The organism is Kitasatospora sp. NPDC005856 (assembly GCF_040629945.1).
Taxonomy (GTDB): Bacteria; Actinomycetota; Actinomycetes; order Streptomycetales; family Streptomycetaceae; genus Kitasatospora.
In genome coordinates this window covers 36,142-59,554 of record NZ_JBEXWT010000058.1, presented here as the reverse complement: position 1 = coordinate 59,554, position 23,413 = coordinate 36,142, and the positions used below count along the sequence as shown (strand labels likewise).

The window sequence follows — 23,413 nt, the reverse complement described above, 5'->3', positions numbered from 1 at the left end:
TGCTGGGCCGGCCGGTCGAGGAGGCCCGGGCCGGGCAGTCCGTCACCGTCCTGCTCGCCGACGACATCGACGTCTCCCGCGGCGACCTGATCGCCGCCGGCCCGGCCCCCGTGCCGACCAAGGACATCGAGGCCACCGTCAGCCACCTCAACGAGCGGCCGCTGCGCGCCGGGGACAAGGTGCTGCTCAAGCACACCACCCGCACGGTGCGCGCGCTGGTCAAGGAGATCTCCTACCGGATCGACATCGACACGCTCGAACAGCGCTCCGGAGCCGACGGGTTGAACGTCAACGACATCGGCCACGTGGTGCTGCGCACCGCCGAGCCGCTGGCGCTCGACGCCTACTCCGACAACCGCCGCACCGGCTCCTTCCTGCTGATCGACCCGGCCGACGGCACCACCCTCACCGCCGGCATGGCGGGCGAGGCCTTCGAGACCGTACGCACCACCGACGCACCCGCACCCGACGAGGAGGACTGGGTCTGATGCCCAGCGAGGCGTTCTCGGGCATGGACAAGGAAGGCGGCCGCATCGGCAGCGGCGTCCTCGGCAGCGGCCAGGGCGGCCTGACCCGATGTGCGGGCCGACAGGGCTGAGAACGCCCTGTCACCGGGCTGTCTTCCCCCACAGCCGCCCGGCTTGCCCCGGCACACCGCTGCCGCGCGCACCACCTTCCCGTACCTTCCGCCCGGGACCGCCTCCTGACGGTCCGTCCGCGAACAGGACTCACCATGGCACCGAACCAGGCACCTTCGCATACCCAGGCCCGCCCCGGCGCCGGCCGGATCAGACGCACCGCGGCGGCCGCCGCGGCCGGTCTGACCGCCGCCGCCCTGCTGTCCGCCTGCGGCTACGGTTCCAAGGCGGACGACAAGTCCTCCGACGCCAAGGCCGGCACGGCGGCCACCGCCGGGAACTCCGGCGCGAAGCTGTCCGCCGACACGGTGAAGATCGGCTACTTCGCCAACCTCACCCACGGCACCCCGCTGGTCGGCCTCCAGGAAGGCATATTCCAGAAGGAGCTCGGCTCCACCCAGGTCAAGACCCAGGTCTTCAACGCCGGCCCGGCCGAGATCGAGGCGCTGAACGCCGGGTCGATCGACATCGGCTGGATCGGCCCCTCCCCCGCGATCAACGGCTACACCAAGTCCGACGGCCAGTCCCTCAAGATCATCGGCGGTTCCGCCTCCGGCGGCGTCAAGCTGGTCGCCAACCCGGACAAGGTCGCCTCCGTGGACGACCTCAAGGGCAAGAAGATCGCCACCCCCCAGCTGGGCAACACCCAGGACGTGGCGCTGCTCAACTACCTCGCGGGCAAGGGCTACAAGGTCGACGCGGCCTCCGGCGCCGGTGACGTCTCGGTGGTGCGCACCGACAACAAGGTCACCCCCGACGCCTACAAGTCCGGCTCCATCGACGGTGCCTGGGTGCCCGAGCCGACCGCCTCCAAGCTGGTCACGCTCGGCGCGAAGGTCCTGCTCAACGAGAAGGACGTCTGGCCGGACAAGAAGTTCGTGATCACCAACATCATCGTCTCGCAGAAGTTCCTCAAGGAGCACCCGGACGTGGTGGAGGCCGTGCTGCGCGGCTCGGTGAAGACCAACGCCTTCATCAAGGCCAACTCCGACAAGGCCAAGGCCGACGCCAACGAGGCGATCAAGAAGGAGGCCGGCAACTCCCTGGAGTCGGCCGTCCTCGACCCGGCCTGGGCCGACATCGACTTCCTGGACGACCCGCTGGCGAACACCCTCCAGGCCGAGGCCGACCACGCCGTCACCGCGGGGCTCCTCAAGCTGCCCAAATCAAGTGCCGCCGGCGCGGGGGCCAACCTGAACGGCATCTACGACCTCACCCTGCTGAACAAGGTCCTCGCCGCCCAGGGGCAGCCGACCGTCGCGGACGCCGGACTCGGCGCCAAGTAGCGCCCGCAGCACCGCTGTTCGTCCCGACTCCGCGGTCCGGCCCCGCCCGTCCGGTCGATCCCCGATCGATGCCCACCGGGACGTGCGGGGCCCGGGCCACGGCCCCGCCCCCGCGGGCCTCGCAGACCTCTCCCTCCTGGCCCGCCCTCGGGCAGGAGGGGCCCATGACCACTCACGCAGGAGGTGCCCGGATGACCCCGGCACTGACCACCTCGGCGGACGCCCCCGGCGTCGACGCCCAGGGCGGCGCGCCCGCCGTCCGGATCTCGCACGTGCACAAGTCCTTCGGCCGCCCCGGCGCCCAGACCCGCGTCCTGGACGACATCACCCTCGACGTCGCCCCCGGCGAGTTCGTCACCCTGCTCGGCGCCTCCGGCTGCGGCAAGTCCACCCTGCTCAACCTCGTCGCCGGCCTCGACCGGCCCACCGGCGGCACCATCGAGGTGCCCGGGGGCCGCCCCGCCCTGATGTTCCAGGAACACGCCCTGTTCCCCTGGCTCACCGCCGGCAAGAACATCGAACTCGCCCTGAAGCTGGCCGGTGTGGCCCGTCCCGAGCGGCGCGCCGAGGCCGAGCGCCTCCTCGAACTCGTCCGCCTGGGCGGCGCCCACGACAAGCGCGTCCACGAGCTGTCCGGCGGCATGCGCCAGCGCGTCGCCATGGCCCGCGCCCTCGCCCAGGGCAGCGAGGTCCTGCTCATGGACGAGCCCTTCGCCGCCCTCGACGCCATCACCCGCGACGTCCTCCACGACGAGATCACCCGCATCTGGGCCGAACGCCGGCTCTCCGTCCTCTTCGTCACCCACAACGTCCGCGAAGCCGTCCGCCTCGCCCAGCGCGTCGTCCTGCTCTCCTCCCGCCCCGGCCGCGTCGCCCGTGAATGGCAGATCGACCTGCCCCAGCCGCGCCGCATCGAGTCCGCCGGCGTCGCCGACCTGTCCATCGAGATCACCGAAGAACTGCGTGGGGAGATCCGTCGCCATGGCCAGCACTGACACCACCCCGGTCCTCGACAAGGACGACAAGGACGAGAAGCACGACAGAGCCGGGCGGAGCGCGAGCGACACCGCCGACGTCGGCGCGGGCCTGGACGCCCTCGACGCCGTCACCGCGCAGCGCGGTTCGCTCGGCGAGGCCCTGCGGAGCAAGGCGCTGCCGCCGCTGGTCGGCGTCCTCGTCGTGCTCGCGCTGTGGCAGGGCGCGTACAGCCTGGAGCTCACCTCCTCCTACAAGCTGCCCAGCCCCGCCGACGTCTGGCGCTCCGCCCAGGACCTCTGGTACCAGGGCACCCTGTTCACCATCGTCTGGACCAGCGTCTGGCGCGGCCTGTCCGGCTTCCTCCTCGCCGTGGTCATCGGCACCCCGATCGGCCTGGTCGTCGCCCGCGTCAAGCCCGTGCGCACCGCCATCGGGCCGGTCCTGCAGGGCCTGCAGTCCCTGCCCTCCGTCGCGTGGGTGCCGGCCGCCGTCATCTGGCTCGGCATCAACGACTCGATGATGTACGCCGTCATCCTGCTGGGCGCCGTGCCCTCCATCGCCAACGGCCTGGTCGCCGGCATCGACCAGGTCCCCCCGCTGTTCCTGCGGGCCGGGCGCACCATCGGCGCCACCGGCCTCACCGGTGCCCGCCACGTCCTCATCCCCGCCGCCCTGCCCGGCTACCTCGCCGGCCTCAAGCAGGGCTGGGCCTTCTCCTGGCGCTCCCTGATGGCCGCCGAACTCGTCGCCTCCTCCCCCGACCTCGGCCGGGGCCTGGGCCGGTTCCTGGAGGACCAGCGCGAGTTCTCCGACATGTCCGGCGTCCTGCTCGGCATCATCCTCATCCTGTTCGTCGGCATCGCCATCGAACTCCTCGTCTTCACCCCCGTCGAACGCCGTGTCCTGCGCAACCGCGGCCTGCTGGCCACGAGCAAGTGAGGCACCGCTGATGCCCGCCCTCCTCCTGATCGCCCACGGCAGCCGCGACCCGCGCCACGCCGCGACGGTGGCCGCGCTCGTGGAGGAGGTGCGGGCACAGCGGCCCGGCATCGAGGTCGCCACCGCCTACCTGGACCACTGCGCGCCGCGGATCCCGCAGGTGGTCGGGCGGCTGGCGGACGCGGTGGCGGTGCCGCTGCTGCTCAACCGGGCGTTCCATGCCAAGTACGACGTCCCGGCCGCGTTGCGCGCCGCCGGTGCCCGGCTGCCGGTCGCGGACGTGCTCGGCCCCTCCGCCCTGCTGCTCGCCGCGCTGGACCGCCGGCTCGCCGAGGCCGGTCCGGCGGTCGGCTCGGCCGCCGTCCGGGCCCGGACCGGCGTCGTGCTGGCGGCGGCCGGCTCCTCCGACCCGGCCGCCGACGCCGCGACCCGCGCGGTCGCCGCCGAGTGGCGCCGTACCCGCGGCTGGGCGGCCGTCGAGGTCGCCTACGCCTCCGCCACGGGCCCGCGGGTGCCCGACGCCCTGGCCGCCCTGCGCGCCGCGGGCGCCGAGCGCACCGCCGTCGCCCCCTACCTGCTGGCGCCGGGCCTGCTCCCCGACCGCATCGCGGCGGCCGCCGAGGAGGCCGGGGCGGACACCGTGGCCGACACCATCGGGCCCGCCCCGGAGCTGGCCGCCCTGCTGCTGCGGCGCTACGACGGGACGCGTCTGGCACCCCCGACCGCCCCGGCGCTGAGCGCCTGAGCTCCGGTCCGGGCGTGTTCCGGGGGACGCGCCCGGCTCAGGCGGTGCCGCCGAGGCGGACGGTGACGAGGCCGGTGGTGATGAGGGCGAGTCCCAGGAGGACGGACGGGGACGGGGTCTCGTGGCGCAGCAGGAGGGCGGTCAGGACGGTGCCGATGGTGCCGATGCCGGTGAAGACGGCGTAGCCGGTGCCGACCGGGAGGCCCTGGAGGGCGCGGGAGAGGAGGTAGGCCGCGCCGAACATGAGGACGAGGCAGAGGGCGGTCGGCAGGGGGCGGGTGAATCCCTCGGTGGGTTTGACGGACTGCGCCCAGGCGACCTCGACGACGCCGGCCAGCAGGAGCCAGATCCACGGCACGGCCGTCAGCCCTCCCTCGGGATGCGGTAGCCGACCAGCTCGGTGGCGAGTTCGCCGGCCCGGTCCAGGGCGTCGGCGACGGACTCGTGGTGCTGCGCGACCCGGCCGGCGAGCCCGGGGTCGACCAGGGAGTTGACCAGTTCGGCGGCGATGACCTCGGTGTCCTCCACCGCGTAGTGGCCGCGGATGAAGTCGCGCAGGTAGCGGCCGTTGTGGTCGAAGGGTTCGCGCGGGGTGCCGGGCCCGTAGGCGCCGCCGCGGGCGGCCACGACCACGAACCTGCGGGGCGCGAGGACCATCTTGGGGAAGGTGACCTGGTCGATCCAGGCCTTGAGGGCGGCGGGGATGCCGAAGTTGTACATCGGCGCGCCGATCAGCACGGCGTCCGCCGCGACGAGTTCGTCGAGCAGCGGCCGGACGACCGCCCAGGCCTCGTGCTCCTGCTCGGTGCGGACGGCCTCGGCGTAGTGGGCGGGGTCGGTGATGCCCTCGCGCAGCATGGTGTCGCAGATCCGGGTCCAGCCTTCGCGGATCGGCGGGAGCGGGTCGGCGGCCAGGTCGCGGTGGGTGACCTCGCCGCCGCCGGCGTGCCAGGCGTCGGCGAAGGCGGCGCCGAGGCGTCGGGTGAAGGAGTCGGTGCGCGCGCTGCTGTCGAGGTGCAGGAGGTGGGACACGGTGAACCCCCGGGACGGGATGGGCAGGACGAAGCCACGGAGACAAGTGGACAGTCCGTCCACTTGTCGGCACCCACACGCTAGAGGGAAGTGGACTATGTGTCCACTTCCCTCTAGCGTTGGTCCCATGACGACGGAACTCCCCCTGGCCGACGGCCCCCCGCCCCGCGAGCGGGCCGACGCCGCCCGCAACCGGGCCAAGGTCCTCGCCGCCGCGGAGCGGCTCTTCGCCACGGGCGATCCGACCGCCGTCACCATGGACGACATCGCCAAGGCGGCCGGCATCGGCCGTGGCACGCTCTACCGCCGCTACCCGGACCGCGCGTCCATCGCCCGTGCCCTGCTCGACGAGCACGAACGCGCCCTCCAGGAGCGGCTGTTGCGCGGTGCCCCGCCGCTCGGCCCGGGCGCGGCCGCCGAGCAGGCGCCCCCCACCCCGGCCGAGCGGCTGGCCGCCTTCTACGCCGCGACGGTCGAGCTGCTGGAGACCCACAGCCACCTGGTGCTCGGCGCCGAGACCGGCGCCGCCCGCTACCGGACCGGCGCCTACGCCTTCTGGCGGCTGCACGTCACCCACCTCGCGCGCGAGGCCGGCCGGCCGGACCCGGAGGTCCTCGCCGACCAGTTGCTCGCCCCGCTCGCCCCCGAGCTCTTCCGCCACCAGCGCGACGCCGGCCTCACCCCCGAGCGGATCGCCGACAGCCTGGCAGCGCTGGCCCACGGCGCGCTCGACCGGGCGTGAGCAGGACCGGGCGGGCCCCCGCCGGTCCGCCCGCCCCGGGGGTTCCGGCTCACACAGCCGGTGATCCGGCCGGTGATCCGGCGGGTGATCCGGCCGACGGGGCTGCCACGCGCGTCACGCGGGCGCGTGCCAGAGCTGGTTGGCGGTGCCGTTGAAGTCCCAGAGCTGCGTGAGCGCGCCGTTGGAGGTGTCCCAGCCCCGGACGTCCAGGGCGCGGCCGGACTTGACGTTGATGATCGCGCCGTCGGCCCGGACCCGCCACTGCTGGCTGATGGCGCCGTTGCAGTCCCAGATCTGCAGCGCCGTGCCGTTCTCGGTCCGCCCGCCGGTGTCCAGGCACTTGCCGACGGCGCGGATGGTGCCGTCGGCGGCGATCCGCCAGGTCTGGTTGACGTTGCCGAGGCAGTCCCACATCTGAACGGGGGTGCCGTTGTTGCTGCTGCCGCCGCGCACGTCCAGGCACTTGTTCACGTAGCCGGTGATCTGGCCGGTCGGCCCGGCCGCAGGCGTGGGACCGAACACGATGCCCACCCCCCACGTGTTCGCCAGGCCGAGGCACCCGGCGGTGGTGCTGGTGTTGCCGGCGACCCAGGTGCTCAGCCCCGACGAGAAGACCGGGACCCCGGGGTTGTTCATGTCGTAGGACACGCAGGTGAGCGAGAGGATCCAGGTCTGCATCGGGTCGATGCCCGAGCAGGTGCCGCGGTAGCCCCAGCCGTCGGGGACGACGGTGCAGTTGTCGGCCGGGCCGGCGGCCGGCGCGGACGACGTGCGCTCGGCGGCGCCGGCGGCCGGCGCCGTGGTGAGCGCGGCGGCTCCCGCGAGCAGGGCGGTGGCGAACAGGGTGGCGGTACGGCGCATGGGGAACGTCCTTGGGAGTGGGGGTGATTCGGTCGACGGGGCTGCCACACGCGTCACGCGGGCACGTGCCAGACCTGGTTGGCGGCGCCGTTGCAGTCCCAGATGCCCAGCTGGTTGCCGTTGGCGGTGGAGAAGCCGAGGTCGTCCAGGCAGCGGCCGGACTGCGGGTTCAGCAGCGAGCCGTCGGCCCGGACCTGCCACTGCTGGGCGCCGGTGCCGTTGCAGTCGTAGATCTGCACCTTCGTGCCGTTGCCGGTGTTCCCGCCCGAGACGTCCAGGCACTTGCCGAGGGCGCGGATGGTGCCGTCGACGCCGATCCGCCACTTCTGCGCGACCGTGCCGTTGCAGTCGTAGATCTGGACGGCGGTGCCGTTACCGGTGTTGGCGCCCCGCACGTCGACGCACTTGTCGGCGTAGCCGCTGATCTGGCCGGTCGGGCCGGCCGGCGGCGTGGCGCCGAGGACGACGCGCGGGAACATCACGGTGTCGCCGACCATGCAGGAGGCGGACACGGTGCCGTCGCCGATCGCCAGGCCGCCGATGGCGGGGCGGAAGAACTGCGTGGTGTGGGTGGAGTCCCAGTAGAGACAGCTGGCCGTCACGGTCCAGGTCTGCATCGGGTCGAGGCCGCTACAGGTGCCGACGGCGCTCCAGGCGCCGGCGTAGGCGGTACAGGCGGGGGCGGCCTGGGCGGCGGTGGCCGGTGCGACCAGGGCGGCGGCCCCGGCGAGCAGGGCGGTGGTCAGTACGGCGGCGGTTCGGCGCATGGGAGGGTCGTCCTTCCGGATCGGGGGATCGCTTCGACTCACGGTCCACGCCCGCATGGTGACGGTGCGTCGACTCGGTGGGTCGCGGGAAAGACTCGGGGGTGCGCGGTCGGCCGTCAACCGGCAGGTCACCGGCACCTGCCGGATGCGGTGGGGCTGAGCAGGGACGTCGGCCCGAGCGGCAGTTTCGCCGGAAGCGCGTGCCCGGGGCCGCAGGAGCGCGCGCCCGGGGCCGTAGGAGGGCCGCCCGGGCCGCAGGGGGGCCGCCCGGGGAGCGGCGGAGGGGCGGTGTCCGACACCGGGAAGCGGGGCGGCCGCAACGCGAACGGCCCGGCTCCCCCTGGTGACGGGGGAGCCGGGCCGTCGTCGGACCGGAAGGGCCTCAGTCCGCCTTGCGGCGCTGGCGGCCGGTGCCGTAGTTGGAGCCGGACTTGGAGCCGCTGCCGGGCTTGGCGCGGCCCGAGGAGCGGCCGATGAAGCCGGCCGCCTGCGGGCGGTCGCCCTGGGCGGCGGCGCCCATCCGCTGCTTGGGGCGGGGGCGACGCGGGTTGCCGTTCATGTCGACGTCGGTGGGCAGCGCGGAGCGCTTGCCGGAACGGCGGCGCGGGGCACCGGACTTGGCGCCGGCCGCCTTCTGCGCCGAAGCCTCCCCCGAAGCCGGAGCGGCCGCGACGACCGGCACGGCCAGCGTCACCGCGACGCCGCTGGGCGTGCGGGCGCCGGTGATCCGGGCCAGGTCGGCGTCGCCCGGGCGGATCTTGGTGACGGTCGGGCGGATGCCCGCGACCGTCATCAGCCGGTTGACCTCGCGGCGCTGCTCGGGCAGCACCAGGGTGACGACCGTCCCGGACTCGCCGGCCCGGGCGGTGCGGCCGCCGCGGTGCAGGTAGTCCTTGTGGTCGACCGGCGGGTCCACGTTGACGACCAGGTCCAGGCCGTCGATGTGGATGCCGCGGGCGGCGACGTTGGTGGCGATCAGCGCGGTGACGTGGCCGTCCCGGAACTGGTCCAGGACCCGGTTGCGCTGCGGCTGGGACTTGCCGCCGTGCAGGGCGGCGGCCTTCACCCCGTTGGCGAGCAGCTGCTTGGCCAGCCGGTCGGCGCCGTGCTTGGTGTGCACGAACATGATCACGCGGCCGTCGCGGGAGGCGATGTGCGCGGTGGCGGAGGCCTTGTCGGCCTGCTCCAGCTGGAGGACGTGGTGGTCCATGGTGCTGACGGCGCCGGCCGAGGGGTCGACCGAGTGGGTCACCGGGTCGGTCAGGAAGCGCTTGACCAGCCGGTCGACGTTGCGGTCCAGGGTGGCGGAGAACAGCATCCGCTGCCCGCCCTCGGCGACCTGCTCCAGCAGCTTGCTGACCTGCGGCAGGAAGCCCATGTCGGCCATCTGGTCGGCCTCGTCCAGGACCGTGATCGCGACGTCGGAGAGCTTGACGTCACCGCGCCCGATCAGGTCGTCCAGTCGGCCCGGCGTGGCCACCAGCACCTCGGTGCCGCGGCGCACCGCGTTGGCCTGGCGCCCGATCGACATGCCGCCGACGACGGTGGTGATCCGCAGGTTGACGGCGGTGGCGTACGGGGTGAGCGCCTCGGTGACCTGCTGGGCCAGCTCACGGGTGGGCACCAGGACGAGCGCCAGCGGGTGGCGGGTGTCGGCGCGCCGGCCGGCGGTACGGGCGAGCAGCGGCAGGCCGAAGGCCAGGGTCTTGCCGGAGCCGGTGCGGCCGCGGCCGAGCACGTCGCGCCCGGCGATCGAGTCGGGCAGCGTGGCGGCCTGGATCGGGAAGGGCTCGGTGACGCCCTCGCGGGTGAGCGCGGCGAGGATCGACTTGGGGAGGTCGAGCTCGGCGAAGGAGGCCGCCGGGGGCCGGGCCGGGGTGCCCTGGACGACGGTGAAGTCGGTGGCCTCGGGCACGGCGGCGGGGCGGCCCTGCCTGGGGGCGCCACCGCGGCTGCGCGGCTTGCGCGTGCGGTCGCCGCCGGCGGTGCGGCGGGCCTGGTCGGTGTTGCGGGGGCCGCGGTCGCGCGGCGGGCGGGCAGGGGTGGTCACGGGATCTCCGTCCGTCGGTCGGCAGCCCGGATCACGGGCTGGGTCGGCCGTCGGAGGATGGAGTGCGCCGCCCCGGCCGTACGGCGGCATGAACGGGGGCCCGCACCGTGCGGTGCGGGCCCCCGCTTCGCGATGATCGCGAGTCAGCGTGGAGCTGACGTCAGCCGATGATCTGGATGTTCTCGGCCTGCGGGCCCTTCTGGCCCTGGGTGACGTCGAACTCGACCTTCTGGCCCTCGAACAGCTCACGGAAGCCCTGAGCCTGGATGTTCGAGTAGTGGGCGAACACGTCGGCGCCGCCGCCATCCTGCTCGATGAAGCCGAAGCCCTTTTCGCTGTTGAACCACTTCACGGTGCCGGTAGCCATAACCGTCTCCTCTAACTGGGGCATCAGGGACCCACACCTCGTGGATCCCCAAGTAGCCGCGATCCCCATCCGGAGACTGAAACACCGGACAAAACAAATGCGCCTGTCGGTTGGAACCAGCAGGCGCACACCACGTTCATGGGAACCAAAACTGCAACTGCTTCGACTGTAGCACGGTGGAACCGGGGTTGACCGGGGATTTTCCGCCTCGGAGATCACGTTTGGCCGTCCGGGGAAAGGGGCAGCGGCGCCCCGCCGAAGCGGGACGCCGCTGCCCTGCGGACCGGTCGGATCAGCTCCGGCCGGCCGGCTCCGGCACGCCGTGCGGGTCCGCCAGCGGGGCCGGGCCCCGGCCGTGGCCGGGGTCGGCGCCGTGGCCGGGCCACCACGCCTTGTTGCCGATCAGCGCGGTGAGCGCCGGGGTGAAGAACATCGCCATCACGAAGGCCGCCAGGATGATGCCGAAGGCCATCGCGAAGCCGAACTCCAGCATGAAGACGTTGCCCGCGAGCATGAAGGTCGCGAAGGACGCCGCCAGGATGAAGCCGGCCGCCGCGACGGTCGGGCCGCCGTGGCGCAGCGCCTCGCGCGCCGCGTCACGCGGGCTGCGGCCCTCCCGGGCCTCCTCGCGGAGGCGGGCGATGATCAGGATGTTGTAGTCGGTGCCGATCGCCACCACGAAGAGGTAGATCAGGATCGGCAGCATGAACATCAGGCCGGTCTCGCCGCCGATGTTCTGGAAGAGCAGCGTGGTGGCGCCGAGGGTGGCGGAGAAGCCGAGGCCCACCGAGGCCATCAGGTACCAGGGGGCGACCACGCTGCGCAGCTGCAGGGCGAGGATGAGCAGGATCAGCAGACCCGCGATCGGGAAGACCAGCTTGTAGTCGTGGGTCATCGCGAGGTTGATGTCCTTGTAGACGGCGGTCAGGCCGCCGACCTTCGCCGAGGTCCCGGCCGGCGCCTGGCCGTGCGCGACCTCCCGGATCTGCGTGAGGGTGTCGATCGCCTCGTTGCTGTCCGGCTTGTGGGTGAGCGTGACGGTGAAGTCGGCCGTCACGCCGTCCGCGCTGAGCTGGGGCTTCGGCGCGGCCTGGGCCACTCCGGACACCCCGCCGAGCTTGGCCGCGTAGGACTCGAACGCCCCCGGGTCGAGCTTGGCGCCGCTGGTGTTGGTCAGGAAGACGTGGGTCGGGTCGGCCGCACCGGCGGAGAAGCCGTTGATCATCTTGTCCTGGACGACCATCGACTCCTTCTCCTTGGGCATGGAGCTGCCCGCCAGGTCGAAGGTGCCGTTGTAGCTCAGGGCGCCGGCGGACAGCGCCAGCAGCACGCCGCCGGAGGCGATCGCGACCGCGGCCGGGCGCTTCTGCACCATCCGGCCGAGCGCGGCGAAGCGCGCGTCGTTCGGCTCCCGCATCCACTTCTTGCCGGGCCAGAACACGGCACGGGCCGGGATGACCGCGAGCAGGGCGGGGGCCAGGGTGAGCGAGGCGAAGGCGGTGACCACGACGGCGATGGCCAGCGCGGGGCCGAGGGCCTTGAACATGCCCAGGCTGGAGAGGATCAGCACGGCGAACGCGACGGTGACCGCGCCGGCGGCCGAGGCGATCGCCTCGCCGACCCGCCCGACCGCGTTGGCCACGGCCTCCTTGCGGTCGTCACCGGCCCGCAGCCGCTCGCGGTAGCGGAACGCCAGGAAGAGGAAGTAGTCCGTGCCGACACCGAGCACGACGACGATCAGGATCGCCGAGAGGATGGGGGTGGTCTCCAGGTCGAAGGCCTTGGTGGCGTAGTTGATCAGGCCGTTGGAGGCCGGCATGGCGACCACGAGCGAGACCAGGAGCGGCAGGATGCCGGCCAGGATGCTGCGGAAGATCAGCCCGACGATGATCGCGACCAGGACGATCGTCGCCATCCCGATGAGGGCGTCGGCCGAGCCGGAGGCCTCCTGCTGGTCCAGCGACTGCGCGGCGGAGCCGCCGAGCTGGAACTTGACGTCGGTGCCCGAGGCGAGCGCCTTGCCCTCCTCGCGGAGGTGCTTGGCGACGTCGCCGAACTTCTTCGGGTCCTGCTGCTTGCTCTTGTCGATGGCTATCGGCGCGAGCGCGTACTTGCCGTCCTTGGACGTGGTCTGCTCGCCGACCGGGATGATCTTCTCGACGGCCTCGATCTTCTTGTCCGTGAGGCCCTGGACGATCTTGGCCATCGTGGCCTTGTCGTCCGCGGTCAGCGCGCCGCCGTCGTTGCGCTCGAAGAGCGCCAGCGCGGACGGGGTGAAGCTGGCCGGGAACGCCTGTTCCTGGAGCTGCGCGGCCTGGATGGACTCGTAGTGCTTGGGCAGGAACGCGGACTCGTCCGTCTGCGAGGTGACCTTGGGCGCCGACGCGACGATGGCGACCATCGCGACGACCCACGCGGCGATGACCCACCACGCACGGCGAACGACGAATTGTCCTAGTCGGTGGAACATGCTCGTGATGCCTCCTGGGCATGGTTCACCGCAGCCCTTGGGGGACGGGACGCTGGGCAACGGCAAGGCCGGCTCGGGGAGAGCCCCACGGGCACTCCCTTGCCGGTCGGCAGGTAAGTGAATCTGGGGCATCATCCTACGGGCACTTGCTTGCCGCCCGGCAAGTAGTTTTCGCGTGCTTCAACCCCCGTGGGCCACCCCGAAGCGACCCCGACCCAGTTTCCCCTGCCCGCAGCCCCGTCGACCTCGTGCTCCGGGTGGAGCCTTCTCCCCCTCAGGGTGGAGGCGCATCCCCTACCCCCCAGGAGGAGATCTCGGGGTCCGGGGGTAGGGAAAACCCCACCCCGGCCCCCGGGAGAGCATCAGGATGCGGCCACCCGCCAGCCGGATTACCCGTCAACCCCCGCTTCCCTACTGTCGATCGGGACGCCGGATCGCACCCGGCGCACCGCGACCGGCGACTTCCCCGACCCAGGGCCGCCGCCGCTCCCGTCCCACGCCGACCGCCGCTCTCCCAGGGGGAAGAACCACCGTGAAGCCCGTGAAGTCCAGACTCGGCCCGGCGGGCGCGATGGGCGCCTGGAGCGCCCGGCACCGCAAGACCGCCGTGTTCGGCTGGCTGCTCTTCGTCGTCCTGGCCGCCGCGCTCGGCACGGCGCACGGCAGTACGAAGATCACCGACGCCGAGCAGGTCCCCGGGCAGGTCTCCCGGGCCGCACGGATCCTCGACGAGGCCGGTCTGACGAGCCCGGCGAGCGAGACCGTCCTGGTCCAGAGCGCCACCCGCAGCGCCGACGACCCGGAGTTCCGCGCCGCCGTCGGCCAGGTCATCGCCGCCGTGAACGGCACCGGCGAGGCCGCCGAGGTCCGCTCGCCGTACGACACCGGGGCCGTCTCCGCGGACGGCCACTCCGCGCTCGTGACGCTGACGCTCAAGGGCGACCCCGCGCAGGCGCCGGACCACGTCCAGCCGGTGCTGGACGCGGTGGCCGGCGTGCAGCGGCAGCACCCCGACCTGACGGTGGTCCAGCTCGGCGACGCCAGCTCCGGCAAGTGGATGCAGGACCAGCTCGGGAACGACTTCGCCCGCGCCGAGTGGACCGCCGTGCCGCTCGCCCTCGGCATCCTGCTGGTCGCCTTCGGCGCGCTGGTCGCCGCCGTGCTGCCGGTGGTGCTCGCGCTCACCGCCTTCGTCGCCGCGGCCGGGCTGGTCGCCCTCGGCAGCGGGTTCCTGCACACCAGCGGCGACGCCTCCTCGGTGATGCTGCTGGTCGGCCTCGCCGTCGGCGTCGACTACTGCCTCTTCTACCTGCGCCGCGAACGCGAGGAGCGGGCCGCCGGGCGCGACGCCGCCACCGCGCTGGCCGTGGCCGCCGCCACCAGCGGCCGGGCGGTGCTGGTCTCCGGCGTCACCGTGGTGGTCGCCATGGCCGGGATGTTCCTCACCGGGATCGCCACCTTCAAGGCGATGGCCCTCGCCACCATCGTGGTCGTGGTCACCGCCGTGCTCGGCTCGCTCACCGTGCTGCCCGCAGTGCTGTCGATGCTCGGCGACCGGGTCGAGAAGGGCCGGGTGCCGCTCCTCGCCAAGCTGCGCCGGCCGGGCGCCGCACAGGACGGCGGACGGTTCTGGAACGCGGTGCTGACCCCGGTGCTGCGCCGACCGCTGGCCGCCACCGTGCTCGCCTGCGCCTTCCTGCTGGCCCTGGCCGCACCGCTGCTCACCATGCACACCGCGAAGCTGACCTTCCAGCAGCAGCTGCCCAGGGGCAACGCCCTGGTCGCCGCCTCGCAGAAGATCGAGGCCGCCTTCCCCGGCAGCCCCGCCCCCGCCGTCGTGGTGATCAGGGCCGCCGACATCGACTCCCCCGCGATGACCGCCGCGATCGCCGACCTCAAGGCCAGGGCGCTGTCCGGCGGGCGGATGCACGGCCCGGTCGAGGTCGCCGTGCACCCCGACCGGAACGTGGCCACCGTCGACATCCCGCTCAACGGCTCCGGCAACGACGCCACCAGCAACGAGGCCCTGAGGAGCCTGCGCGAGGACCTGCTGCCCGCCACCGTGCTCAAGGTGCCCGGCACCGAGGCGCCCGTCACCGGCCAGACCGCGAGCTCCTACGACTTCAACCGGAAGATGACCGGCTCGATGCCGCTGGTCTTCGGCTTCGTGGTGGTCTTCGCCTTCCTGCTGATGCTCACCTCCTTCCGCTCCCCGGTCGTCGCCCTCACCGCCGTGGTGCTCAACCTGCTCTCGGTCGGTGCCGCGTACGGGGTGCTGACGCTGGTCTTCCAGCACGGCACGGGCGCCTCGCTGCTGGGCACCGCCGGGGTCGGCGCGGTCGAGTCCTGGGTGCCGCTGTTCCTCTTCGTGATCCTCTTCGGGCTCTCGATGGACTACCACGTGTTCGTGGTCTCCCGGATCAAGGAGGGCCACGACCGCGGCCTGCCGACCCGGGCCGCGATCGCCCACGGCATCCGCTCCACGGCCGGGGTGGTCACCAGCGCCGCGGTGATCATGGTGGCGGTGTTCTCGGTCTTCGGCTCGCTCTCCATGCAGGTGATGAAGCAGATGGGCGTGGGGCTGGCGGTCGCGGTGCTGATCGACGCCACCGTGATCCGCGGGGTGCTGCTGCCCTCGGTGATGACCCTGCTGGGCGAGCGCAACTGGTACCTGCCGCGCTGGCTGCGCTGGCTGCCGGACCTCTCGCACGGCGAGTCCGTCCCGCCGGTCGGCGCCGGACCGGCCCCGCACGACCGGCCCGCCGCGTCGGCTCCGGGGGCTGAGCGCGCGAAGGGGGCCGAGGGCGCGGAGGGGGCGCGCCACCGCCGGGCCGGGGTCTGAGCTCCCCGGCAGCCCCACGGCCCTCCGGCACCCCCGGCCCGACGGCCCGTCCGACCCGCCCGACGGCCTGTCCGACGGCCTGTCCGACCCGCCCGACGCCGGGCCCCGCAGCGCGCGGGGCCCGGCGTCCGTGCGTCATGATGATCACCGTCCGGGATCCCCCGGATGAACGTCGGCGGAACGGAACTCCAGTCATGATCCCCTTCGACGAGGGCCGTGCCCGGCTGCTGCTCGCCCGGGCCTGCGAGTCGGCCGGGCTGGGCGCCCCCGACGGGGCCACGCTGCTCGCGCTCGGCGAGAACGCCGTCTTCGACCTCGGCGACCCGGCCGTGGTCGCCAAGGTCGGCCGCGGCCCCGAGCTGTACGACCGGGCGCACCGCGAGCTGGCCCTCGCCCACTGGCTGGCCGGCCAGGACGTCCCGGTGGTCCGCCCGTACGACGCGGTGGCGCCCGAGCCGCAACTGGCCGACGGCCACCCGGTCACCTTCTGGCGCCGGCTCGCGCCCGCCGTCCGGCCCGCCCGCCCGGTCGACCTCGCCCCGCTGCTGCGCGCCCTGCACCGGCTGCCGCTGCCGCCCTTCGCCCTCGGCCGGCGCGACCTGCTGGCCCCGGTCGAGCGCTGGCTGGCCTCCGCCGAGGGGCATGTGGACCCGGTGGACGTCGCCTTCCTGCGCCACCGCCGGGACGCCTTCGCGGCCGCCCTGCCCGACCTCGTCCCGCAGCTGCACCCCGGGGTGATCCACGGCGACGCGCTGCCGCGCAACGTCCACATCGGCCCGGACGGGCCGGTGCTGCTCGACCTGGAGTTCATGGCGAACGACCTGCGCGAGCACGACCTGGTGGTCCTCGCCCTCAGCCAGGACCGCTACGGCGTGCCCGTCGAGGAGTACCGCGCGTTCACCGAGGCGTACGGCTGGGACGTGCGCGAATGGCCCGGCTTCACGGTGCTGCGCGGCGCCCGGGAGACCGCCAGCGCCTCCTGGGTGGCGCAGCAGGCGGCCAGCAACCCGGCCGCGCTGAAGGAGTTCCGGCGCCGGGTCGACTCGCTGCGGGACGGGGCCACCGGGGTGCGCTGGTACCCCTTCTGACGGCCTTCCCCGGTACCCGTGGCGGGGCGTGGCCGCCAGCGGGGCGAGTGTGAGAAGACTCTTACGGCGGGTCGGTCCGGTCCGCAACCGGGGAACGTACGATCGGCGTCCTATCGGACAGTCGTCCTGACCCGAGAGATCGGCACCGCACTCGCACCTCAGGAGCCGCCGCCCATGCACCGGACCTCCCGACGCCCCTTCGCCCCGACCCCACCGTCCCGCTCCCGGCGCCGGCTGCTCGTGGGCTGCGTCGCGGTGGCCGCCGCCCTGGGGCTGGCCGCGTGCGGGACGGCCAACGGGGCGCTCCAGCCGCCGAGCGCGGCGGCGGAGTCGCAGACCCGGTCGCCGGCCACCGCCCCGCCGAGCGGGACGGCCGCGACCACCATCGCCCCGGCGCCCGGCTCGGACGCCGTGCCGCCGGGCGCGGGCTCCCCGGCAGCCTCCGCGCCGGCGGTACCGGCTGTACCCGCTGTACCGGCGAAGCCGACGCCCAAGCCGTCCACGGCCACGGGCTCCCCCGTCTCGGCCGCGCCCAGCGCGCCGGTCACCCCGGCCGCACCGGCCGCACCGAGCACCCCGGCCGCCGACCCCTCCGCGCCCGCGGCGCCGCCCCCGCACACCGGGGCGGGCACCGTGATCGGCTCCACCGCCTCGGGCGGCCGCACCGTCGCGCTCACCTTCGACGACGGCCCGGGCCCGGCCACCGGCCAGATCCTCGACCTGCTCGCCCAGTACCACGCCAAGGCCACGTTCTGCCAGATCGGTCAGAACGCCGCCGCCAACCCCACCATGGTCAAGCGCGTCCTGGCCGCCGGGCACCGGCTCTGCGACCACAGCGTCCACCACCCGCAGCCGTTCGCGAAGCTCCCGCACGACCGGGCCGTGGACGAGATCACCACCGCCCGGAACATGATCGTCCAGGCCGGCGGCCCCGGCACCGAGGTCGGCTGGTTCCGCGCCCCGGGCGGCGGCTTCAACGCCGACAACGAGCACATCACCGCGGGCCTCGGGATGTCCTCGCTCGGCTGGTCCGTGGACCCGCGCGACTGGGCGCGCCCGGGAACGCCGGCCATCGTCGCGGCCGTGCAGAAGCAGCTCAAGCCCGGCGGCGTGGTCCTGATGCACGACGGCGGCGGCGACCGCGGCCAGACCGTGGCCGCGCTCAAGCAGCTGCTGCCCTGGCTGGTCGCCGAGGGCTACACCTTCGACTTCCCGGCCGCGTAGCGGCGCCGGACGGCCGTCACCGCGCGGGCCAGCGCGGATCGACCACCGCCTGCGGGTCCTTGCCGCGGCGCAGCCAGGCCTGGAGGCCCTCGGCCCACTGCCGGTACCAGTCGATCTGCCGCCGGTGCAGTTCGGCGGGCTCCACCGCCCCCACCTCGGCCGGGTAGCGCCCGGCCAGCGCGACGGCGACCCGGACGGCGGCGAGCGCGTCGCTGCCCGCCTCGTGGGCGTCCGTCAACTCCACCCCGTACAGCTCGCAGACCCGCTGCAGGGTGCGCGAGCCCTTGCGGTACTTGTCCACGGCCCGGTCGATCACCAGCGCGTCCAGCACCGGCCCGACCGGCCGGCCGAGGCGCTCGGCGAGCGTCGCCAGCCCGTGCCGGCGCAGCTCGGCGTCGAGCAGCGACAGGTCGAACGGCGCGTTGAACGCCACCACCGGCCGCCCGGCGGCGATCCGCTCGCAGAGCGCGGCGGCTATCTCCTCCACCGCCTCCTTCGCCGGTCTGCCCTTGCTCCGCACCACCTCGTCCCCGATCCCGTGGATCGCCTCCGCCTCGGCGGGTATCGGCACCCCGGGGTCGAGCAGCCAGTGCGCGGCCCCCACCCGGGCGGCCCCGACGGTGTCCACGAGCGCGGCCGTGACGATGCGGTCCACGGCCGGGTCGGTGCCCGTGGTCTCCAGGTCGAAGCCGACCAGTGGCTGCTGCCACCAGCTCATCAGGTGTGTCCTTCCGTCCTGCCTCTCGAAACAGCCCCTATCATCACCCGGCCCACCGACAACCCGGCCCGCGCCCCCGCCTCCCACCCGCCCGGCGGTCGGGTGGGAGGCGTGTGCCGGTCGCGGTCGGAAGGGCGGTCGGGGGGTGGTCACGGTGCGGGGGCCGGGCGGTACATGTGGACGTCGACCGCGTCCTCGTGGGCGACGGTGAAGCCGTGCCGTTCGTACAGCCGCCGGGCGGCGCTGCCCTGCAGGACGACGAGGTGCACCGGTTCCCCGGCAACATCGGCCTCGGCGAGGAGGCGCCGCAGCACGGCGGTGCCGAGGCCGCGGCCGTGGAGGTGCGGGGCCAGGTAGAACAGCTCCAGGTGGCGTCCGCCCCGCTCGTCGGGGCGGACGGTGACGGAGCCCGCGAAGGCGCCTTCGACCAGCAGCACGGACGTCCACGTGGTGGAGAAGGCGTCGGCCACCCGCCGGCGGGAGCGCTCCGGGTCCCAGCGGCCGAGGCGTTCCAGGTCGGCGCGCATGACCTGGTCCTTGAGGTCGGTGACGCGTTCGAGGTCGGAGAACGCGGCGGGTTCCAGGGTCCAGACGGGGAGCTCGTTCACGGCCCGCAGTCTGGCAGGCCCGCCGCCCCCGCGACGAGGGCATTCCCCGGGACGCGGGCCTGACGACACCGGCCGGGACGCGGGCCTGAGGACACCGGTCGGGACGCGGGTCTCAGGACACGGGCCGGGAGTCGGCCCAGACGCCCTCGAACTCCTCGCGGTAGACCTCCAGCAGTCCCGGCTCGGTGCCGCCGGGCTGCTGGCCGGCGCCGCCGCGCAGGACCAGCGCCGGGGACTCCATGCCGCGGGCGCGGCGCAGGTAGGGCTGGATGACGCCGAGGTCGCGGCCCTGGCGTCGGCCGCCCGCCTGGCCGGCCGTGCGGGGGCCCTCGACCAGGTAGGCGGTGAAGCGCGGGGTTTCGTCGAAGACCCGGATCTCGAAGCCGCCCTGGTCCCGCAGCCGGGCCCGGACCCGCCGCACGTGCATGATGTTCATTTCGATGGAGCGCGACAACTCGCTGCGCCCGAGGCCGAGTTCGCGTTCGCGTCGGCGTACCGCGCTGCTCGCCGGGTTGAGGAAGAGCAGCCGCACCCGGCAGCCTTCGCCGGCCAGGCGCACCAGGCGCTTGCCGGTGTAGTTCTGGCAGAGCATGCCGAGGCCGATGCCGAGCGCGTCGAGGCGCCGGGCGCCGTCCAGCAGGTCCTCGACGGGGAGGTCGCGCTGGAGCCGGACCCGGTCGGCGTGCACGGCGACGACGTCCGCGTACCGGCCGGCCACCAGGGACTCGACCACGTCCGCGGGCACCCCGCCGGCGCCGCCGTCCAGGACGGCCAGCAGGCGGGCGGCGGCCCGCTCGGTCTGGGCCAGCACGGTCTGGGTGAGCACCCGGTTGCGGGAGACCACGTGCCGGGCCACCTCCAGCTCGTCGAGCGCGAGTTCGATCTCGCGCCGGTCGGCCAGGTACGGCTCGAAGCAGGGCCAGTGCTGCACCATCAGCTCGCGCAGCTGGGGCAGGGTGAGGAAGACCAGCGGGTCGTCGTCGGCCGGGTCGAGCAGGTAGCCCTTGCGGCGGCTGACCTCGCGCACGGCCCCGGCCCGGTGCGCCCACTCCTCGCCGGCCGGCCCGGCGGCGGCGGTGACCCAGTCCTCGCCGTGGGCGGGGGCGTAGATCGGGTGGAGCACCTCGTCGACCAGGGCGCGCAGCCGCTGTTCGACCAGGTTGAGCCAGACGTAGGCGCGGCCGGACAGCCGGACCCGCTGGTAGGCGTCCTCCCATTCGCCGGCCGACCAGGCCAGTGCCGGTATCTCGACCGGGCCGCTCTGGGCGGGCACCAGGGCCCGGCCGGTCAGGGTGGGGCGCATGACCACCGTGGGCGCCTCGCTGCGGGCCGCGCCCCGGTCGGGGCCGCCGGGCCCGGAGCCACGGCCGCCGGCGGGGAACACCATGCGCCACCTCATCTGGTCGTGCGGCCGACCCCCGCGGGCGCGGGGACCGTCGGAAGGCTGTCGACTGAAAGCCCGTCGGCCCGTGAAAGCCTGTCGGTCCGTCGGAAGCCCGCCGGCCGGCCCCCGGGCGACCGGACGATCAAGGGTACTGCCCGCCGTGAGCCGATCGCAGCCGGATGCCCGGGGGCCCTCCCGCACCACCGGAAGCACTCTTCACACGAATGCCCGACGGACGCTCGTTCGGCCCAACCCGGGCCGGATCTCCCGGCCCCCGGGGGAGGGCTCGGGGAGTATGCCCTGTGCCGCGCGTCCACGGCCGCCGTGTCGTGCGTCACGGCGCACGCTCGCGCACATGCCCGGCCGCCCGGCCGGGAAGAGAGCGTCCGGGCCCGGACAGACGGCCCGCAGTGCAGTCGGAGTACATGTCAGTTCCCGTCGGTAGCAAGGAAGTTGAGGAGCGTCATGCAGGTCTGGCCCGGTACGCCCTACCCGCTCGGCGCCACCTACGACGGGGCCGGCACCAACTTCGCGGTGTTCTCCGAGAGCGCCGACCGGATCGAGCTGTGCCTGATCGCCGAGGACGGCTCCGAGACCGCCGTCGAGCTGCGCGAGACGGACGCCTTCGTCCGGCACGCCTACCTCCCCGGCGTCCAGCCGGGCCAGCGTTACGGCTTCCGCGTGCACGGCCCGTACAACCCCGGCCTGGGCCAGCGGCACAACAGCGCCAAGCTGCTGCTGGATCCGTACGCCAAGGCGATGAGCGGGCACGTCGACTGGGACGAGTCGGTCTACGGCTACCACTTCGGCGCCCCCGAGCGCCGCAACGACCTGGACTCCGCCCCGCACACCATGCACTCGGTGGTGATCAACCCGTACTTCGACTGGGGCACCGACCGGCCGCCGCGCACCGACTACCATCGCACCGTCATCTACGAGGCCCACGTCAAGGGCCTGACCCGGCTCCACCCGGGGATCCCCGAGGAGATCCGCGGAACGTACGCGGGCCTGGCCCACCCGGCGGTGATCGAACACCTGGCCAAGCTCGGCGTCACCGCGATCGAGCTGATGCCGGTGCACCAGTTCGTCCGCGACCACCGGCTGCGGGACCTCGGCCTGGCCAACTACTGGGGCTACAACACCGTCGGCTTCTTCGCCCCGCACTCCTCCTACTCCTCCACCGGCGACCGCGGCCAGCAGGTGCAGGAGTTCAAGTCCATGGTCAAGGCGCTGCACGCGGCCGGGATCGAGGTGATCCTGGACGTCGTCTACAACCACACCGCCGAGGGCAACCACCTGGGGCCGACGCTGTCGCTGCGCGGCCTGGACAACGTCTCCTACTACCGCCTCGCCCGGGACCAGCGCTTCTACGAGGACACCACCGGCACCGGCAACAGCCTGCTGATGCGCAGCCCGCACGTGCTCCAGCTGATCATGGACTCGCTGCGCTACTGGGTCACCGAGATGCACGTGGACGGCTTCCGCTTCGACCTCGCCGCCACCCTCGCCCGGCAGTTCCACGAGGTGGACCGGCTCTCCTCCTTCTTCGACCTCGTCCAGCAGGACCCGGTGGTCTCCCAGGCCAAGCTGATCGCCGAGCCCTGGGACCTCGGCGAGGGCGGCTACCAGGTGGGCAACTTCCCCCCGCTGTGGACGGAGTGGAACGGCATGTACCGGGACACCGTGCGGGACCTGTGGCGCGGCGAGAACGCCACCCTCGCCGAGTTCGGCTCCCGGCTCACCGGCTCCTCCGACCTCTACCAGGACGACGGCCGCCGCCCGATCGCCTCGATCAACTTCGTGACCTGCCACGACGGTTTCACCCTGCGCGACCTGGTCTCCTACAACGAGAAGCACAACCAGGCCAACGGCGAGGACAGCCGGGACGGCGAGTCCTTCAACCGCTCCTGGAACTGCGGCGTCGAGGGCCCCACCGTCGACCCGGCCGTCGAGGAGCTGCGGGCGCGCCAGCAGCGCAACTTCATCGCCACCCTGATGCTCTCCCAGGGCGTGCCGATGCTCTCGCACGGCGACGAGCTCGGCCGCACCCAGCTGGGCAACAACAACGCCTACTGCCAGGACAACGAGCTCACCTGGGTGCACTGGCCCGAGGGTGACGGGCCGCAGGCGCGGCTGCTGGAGTTCACCCAGGGGATGATCTGGCTGCGCCGCGACCACCCGGTGTTCCGGCGGCGGCGGTTCTTCCACGGGCGGCCGGTGTCCGCCTCCGGCGGCTTCGACGACCTCACCGACATCGCCTGGTTCACCCCGACCGGGGAGGAGATGACCAAGCGCAACTGGGGCGCCAGCTACGCCAAGTCGCTGACCGTCTTCCTCAACGGCCACGCGATCTCCGAACCGGACCGGCGCGGCGGGCGGATCGTCGACGACTCCTTCCTGCTGATGTTCAACGCCCACTTCGAGCCGCTGGAGTTCACCGTGCCCGCCGGCCACGGGCAGGAGTGGCAGGTCGTGGTCGACACCGCCCGGCCCCGGCTGCCCGCCCCGGGCACGGGCGCCCGGGTCAAGGCCGGGGACACCCTGTGGCTCACCGACCGCTCGCTGATGGCGCTGCAACGGCCCGCGTAGGACGACTCCCGGAACGGCCCCGGGACCGTGGCACGCGGCCTTCGGACGGCCGGGGCCGGTCACCTGTTCGGGCCAGCAGCGGGTC

Annotated in this window: 18 protein-coding genes and 2 pseudogenes; 10 read left to right on the top strand and 10 right to left on the bottom strand. The window is 73.5% G+C overall.

What is annotated here, in order from left to right; translation table 11 throughout:
- The 5 genes and pseudogenes from ABZ449_RS28640 to ABZ449_RS28620 form a co-directional block, all read left to right on the top strand.
- A pseudogene (locus ABZ449_RS28640) lies at positions 1 to 488 on the top strand (hypothetical protein); the annotation flags it as partial.
- Positions 489 to 733: 245 nt separating this feature from the next.
- A complete protein-coding gene (locus tag ABZ449_RS28635) occupies positions 734 to 1,924 on the top strand; it encodes an aliphatic sulfonate ABC transporter substrate-binding protein (RefSeq protein WP_360351746.1) in 1,191 nt (396 codons plus the stop codon).
- 191 nt (positions 1,925 to 2,115) lie between these two features.
- Complete coding sequence (locus tag ABZ449_RS28630) at positions 2,116 to 2,919, top strand: ABC transporter ATP-binding protein (RefSeq protein WP_360351758.1); 804 nt, start codon at positions 2,116 to 2,118, stop codon at positions 2,917 to 2,919.
- Positions 2,906 to 3,841 (top strand): ABC transporter permease, encoded by a 936-nt coding sequence (locus ABZ449_RS28625; RefSeq protein ID WP_360351743.1) that lies wholly within the window; start codon positions 2,906 to 2,908, stop codon positions 3,839 to 3,841. Before ABZ449_RS28630 ends, ABZ449_RS28625 begins: the two co-directional genes overlap by 14 nt.
- Positions 3,842 to 3,851: 10 nt before the next feature.
- Positions 3,852 to 4,586, top strand: a complete 735-nt coding sequence (locus ABZ449_RS28620) for a CbiX/SirB N-terminal domain-containing protein (RefSeq protein ID WP_360351740.1) — start codon at positions 3,852 to 3,854, stop codon at positions 4,584 to 4,586.
- 37 nt (positions 4,587 to 4,623) lie between these two features.
- Here ABZ449_RS28620 and ABZ449_RS28615 read toward each other — a convergent pair whose 3' ends face one another.
- Both ABZ449_RS28615 and ABZ449_RS28610 read right to left on the bottom strand, forming a co-directional pair.
- The gene (locus ABZ449_RS28615; RefSeq protein ID WP_360351737.1) at positions 4,624 to 4,944 is read right to left on the bottom strand and encodes a multidrug efflux SMR transporter; all 321 of its coding nucleotides are present in this window, start codon (positions 4,942 to 4,944) and stop codon (positions 4,624 to 4,626) included.
- Between the two features lie 5 nt (positions 4,945 to 4,949).
- The gene (locus ABZ449_RS28610) at positions 4,950 to 5,618 is read right to left on the bottom strand and encodes an NAD(P)H-dependent oxidoreductase (protein WP_360351734.1); all 669 of its coding nucleotides are present in this window, start codon (positions 5,616 to 5,618) and stop codon (positions 4,950 to 4,952) included.
- A 127-nt stretch (positions 5,619 to 5,745) separates the two neighbouring features.
- Here ABZ449_RS28610 and ABZ449_RS28605 point away from each other — a divergent pair, with 127 nt between their 5' ends.
- Positions 5,746 to 6,360 carry a helix-turn-helix domain-containing protein gene (locus ABZ449_RS28605; RefSeq protein ID WP_360351731.1) on the top strand — a complete coding sequence of 205 codons (615 nt, stop codon included), beginning with the start codon at positions 5,746 to 5,748 and terminating at the stop codon, positions 6,358 to 6,360.
- A 114-nt stretch (positions 6,361 to 6,474) separates the two neighbouring features.
- Here ABZ449_RS28605 and ABZ449_RS28600 read toward each other — a convergent pair whose 3' ends face one another.
- The 5 genes and pseudogenes from ABZ449_RS28600 to ABZ449_RS28580 form a co-directional block, all read right to left on the bottom strand.
- Positions 6,475 to 7,221 carry a ricin-type beta-trefoil lectin domain protein gene (locus ABZ449_RS28600; RefSeq protein ID WP_360351728.1) on the bottom strand — a complete coding sequence of 249 codons (747 nt, stop codon included), beginning with the start codon at positions 7,219 to 7,221 and terminating at the stop codon, positions 6,475 to 6,477.
- 53 nt (positions 7,222 to 7,274) lie between these two features.
- Positions 7,275 to 7,664: pseudogene (locus ABZ449_RS28595) on the bottom strand (ricin-type beta-trefoil lectin domain protein); the annotation flags it as partial.
- 706 nt (positions 7,665 to 8,370) lie between these two features.
- A complete protein-coding gene (locus ABZ449_RS28590) occupies positions 8,371 to 10,038 on the bottom strand; it encodes a DEAD/DEAH box helicase (protein WP_360351725.1) in 1,668 nt (555 codons plus the stop codon).
- Between the two features lie 160 nt (positions 10,039 to 10,198).
- A complete protein-coding gene (locus tag ABZ449_RS28585) occupies positions 10,199 to 10,405 on the bottom strand; it encodes a cold-shock protein (RefSeq protein ID WP_030060364.1) in 207 nt (68 codons plus the stop codon).
- A 292-nt stretch (positions 10,406 to 10,697) separates the two neighbouring features.
- Positions 10,698 to 12,875 (bottom strand): MMPL family transporter, encoded by a 2,178-nt coding sequence (locus ABZ449_RS28580; protein ID WP_360351723.1) that lies wholly within the window; start codon positions 12,873 to 12,875, stop codon positions 10,698 to 10,700.
- Between the two features lie 571 nt (positions 12,876 to 13,446).
- On the opposite strand from ABZ449_RS28580, the gene ABZ449_RS28575 reads away from it, so the two are divergent.
- The 3 genes from ABZ449_RS28575 (at position 13,447) to ABZ449_RS28565 (ending at position 18,029) form a co-directional block, all read left to right on the top strand.
- Complete coding sequence (locus ABZ449_RS28575) at positions 13,447 to 15,717, top strand: MMPL family transporter (RefSeq protein WP_360351755.1); 2,271 nt, start codon at positions 13,447 to 13,449, stop codon at positions 15,715 to 15,717.
- Between the two features lie 194 nt (positions 15,718 to 15,911).
- The gene (locus ABZ449_RS28570) at positions 15,912 to 16,805 is read left to right on the top strand and encodes an aminoglycoside phosphotransferase family protein (protein ID WP_360351720.1); all 894 of its coding nucleotides are present in this window, start codon (positions 15,912 to 15,914) and stop codon (positions 16,803 to 16,805) included.
- Between the two features lie 174 nt (positions 16,806 to 16,979).
- Positions 16,980 to 18,029: a polysaccharide deacetylase family protein gene (locus tag ABZ449_RS28565; protein WP_360351717.1), complete on the top strand. Its 1,050-nt coding sequence runs from the start codon at positions 16,980 to 16,982 to the stop codon at positions 18,027 to 18,029.
- Between the two features lie 16 nt (positions 18,030 to 18,045).
- On the opposite strand, the gene ABZ449_RS28560 is transcribed toward ABZ449_RS28565, so the two are convergent.
- From ABZ449_RS28560 to ABZ449_RS28550, 3 genes are all read right to left on the bottom strand, one after another.
- On the bottom strand, positions 18,046 to 18,747 hold the full coding sequence (locus ABZ449_RS28560; RefSeq protein ID WP_360351714.1) for an exonuclease domain-containing protein: 702 nt from the start codon (positions 18,745 to 18,747) through the stop codon (positions 18,046 to 18,048).
- A 149-nt stretch (positions 18,748 to 18,896) separates the two neighbouring features.
- Entirely contained in the window at positions 18,897 to 19,355 is a 459-nt protein-coding gene (locus ABZ449_RS28555; RefSeq protein ID WP_360351711.1) for a GNAT family N-acetyltransferase, read from the bottom strand.
- 112 nt (positions 19,356 to 19,467) lie between these two features.
- Positions 19,468 to 20,658 (bottom strand): SAV2148 family HEPN domain-containing protein, encoded by a 1,191-nt coding sequence (locus ABZ449_RS28550; RefSeq protein WP_360351752.1) that lies wholly within the window; start codon positions 20,656 to 20,658, stop codon positions 19,468 to 19,470.
- A 546-nt stretch (positions 20,659 to 21,204) separates the two neighbouring features.
- On the opposite strand from ABZ449_RS28550, the gene glgX reads away from it, so the two are divergent.
- On the top strand, positions 21,205 to 23,328 hold the full coding sequence (gene glgX / locus ABZ449_RS28545; protein WP_360351708.1) for a glycogen debranching protein GlgX: 2,124 nt from the start codon (positions 21,205 to 21,207) through the stop codon (positions 23,326 to 23,328).
- Positions 23,329 to 23,413 lie beyond the last annotated feature (85 nt).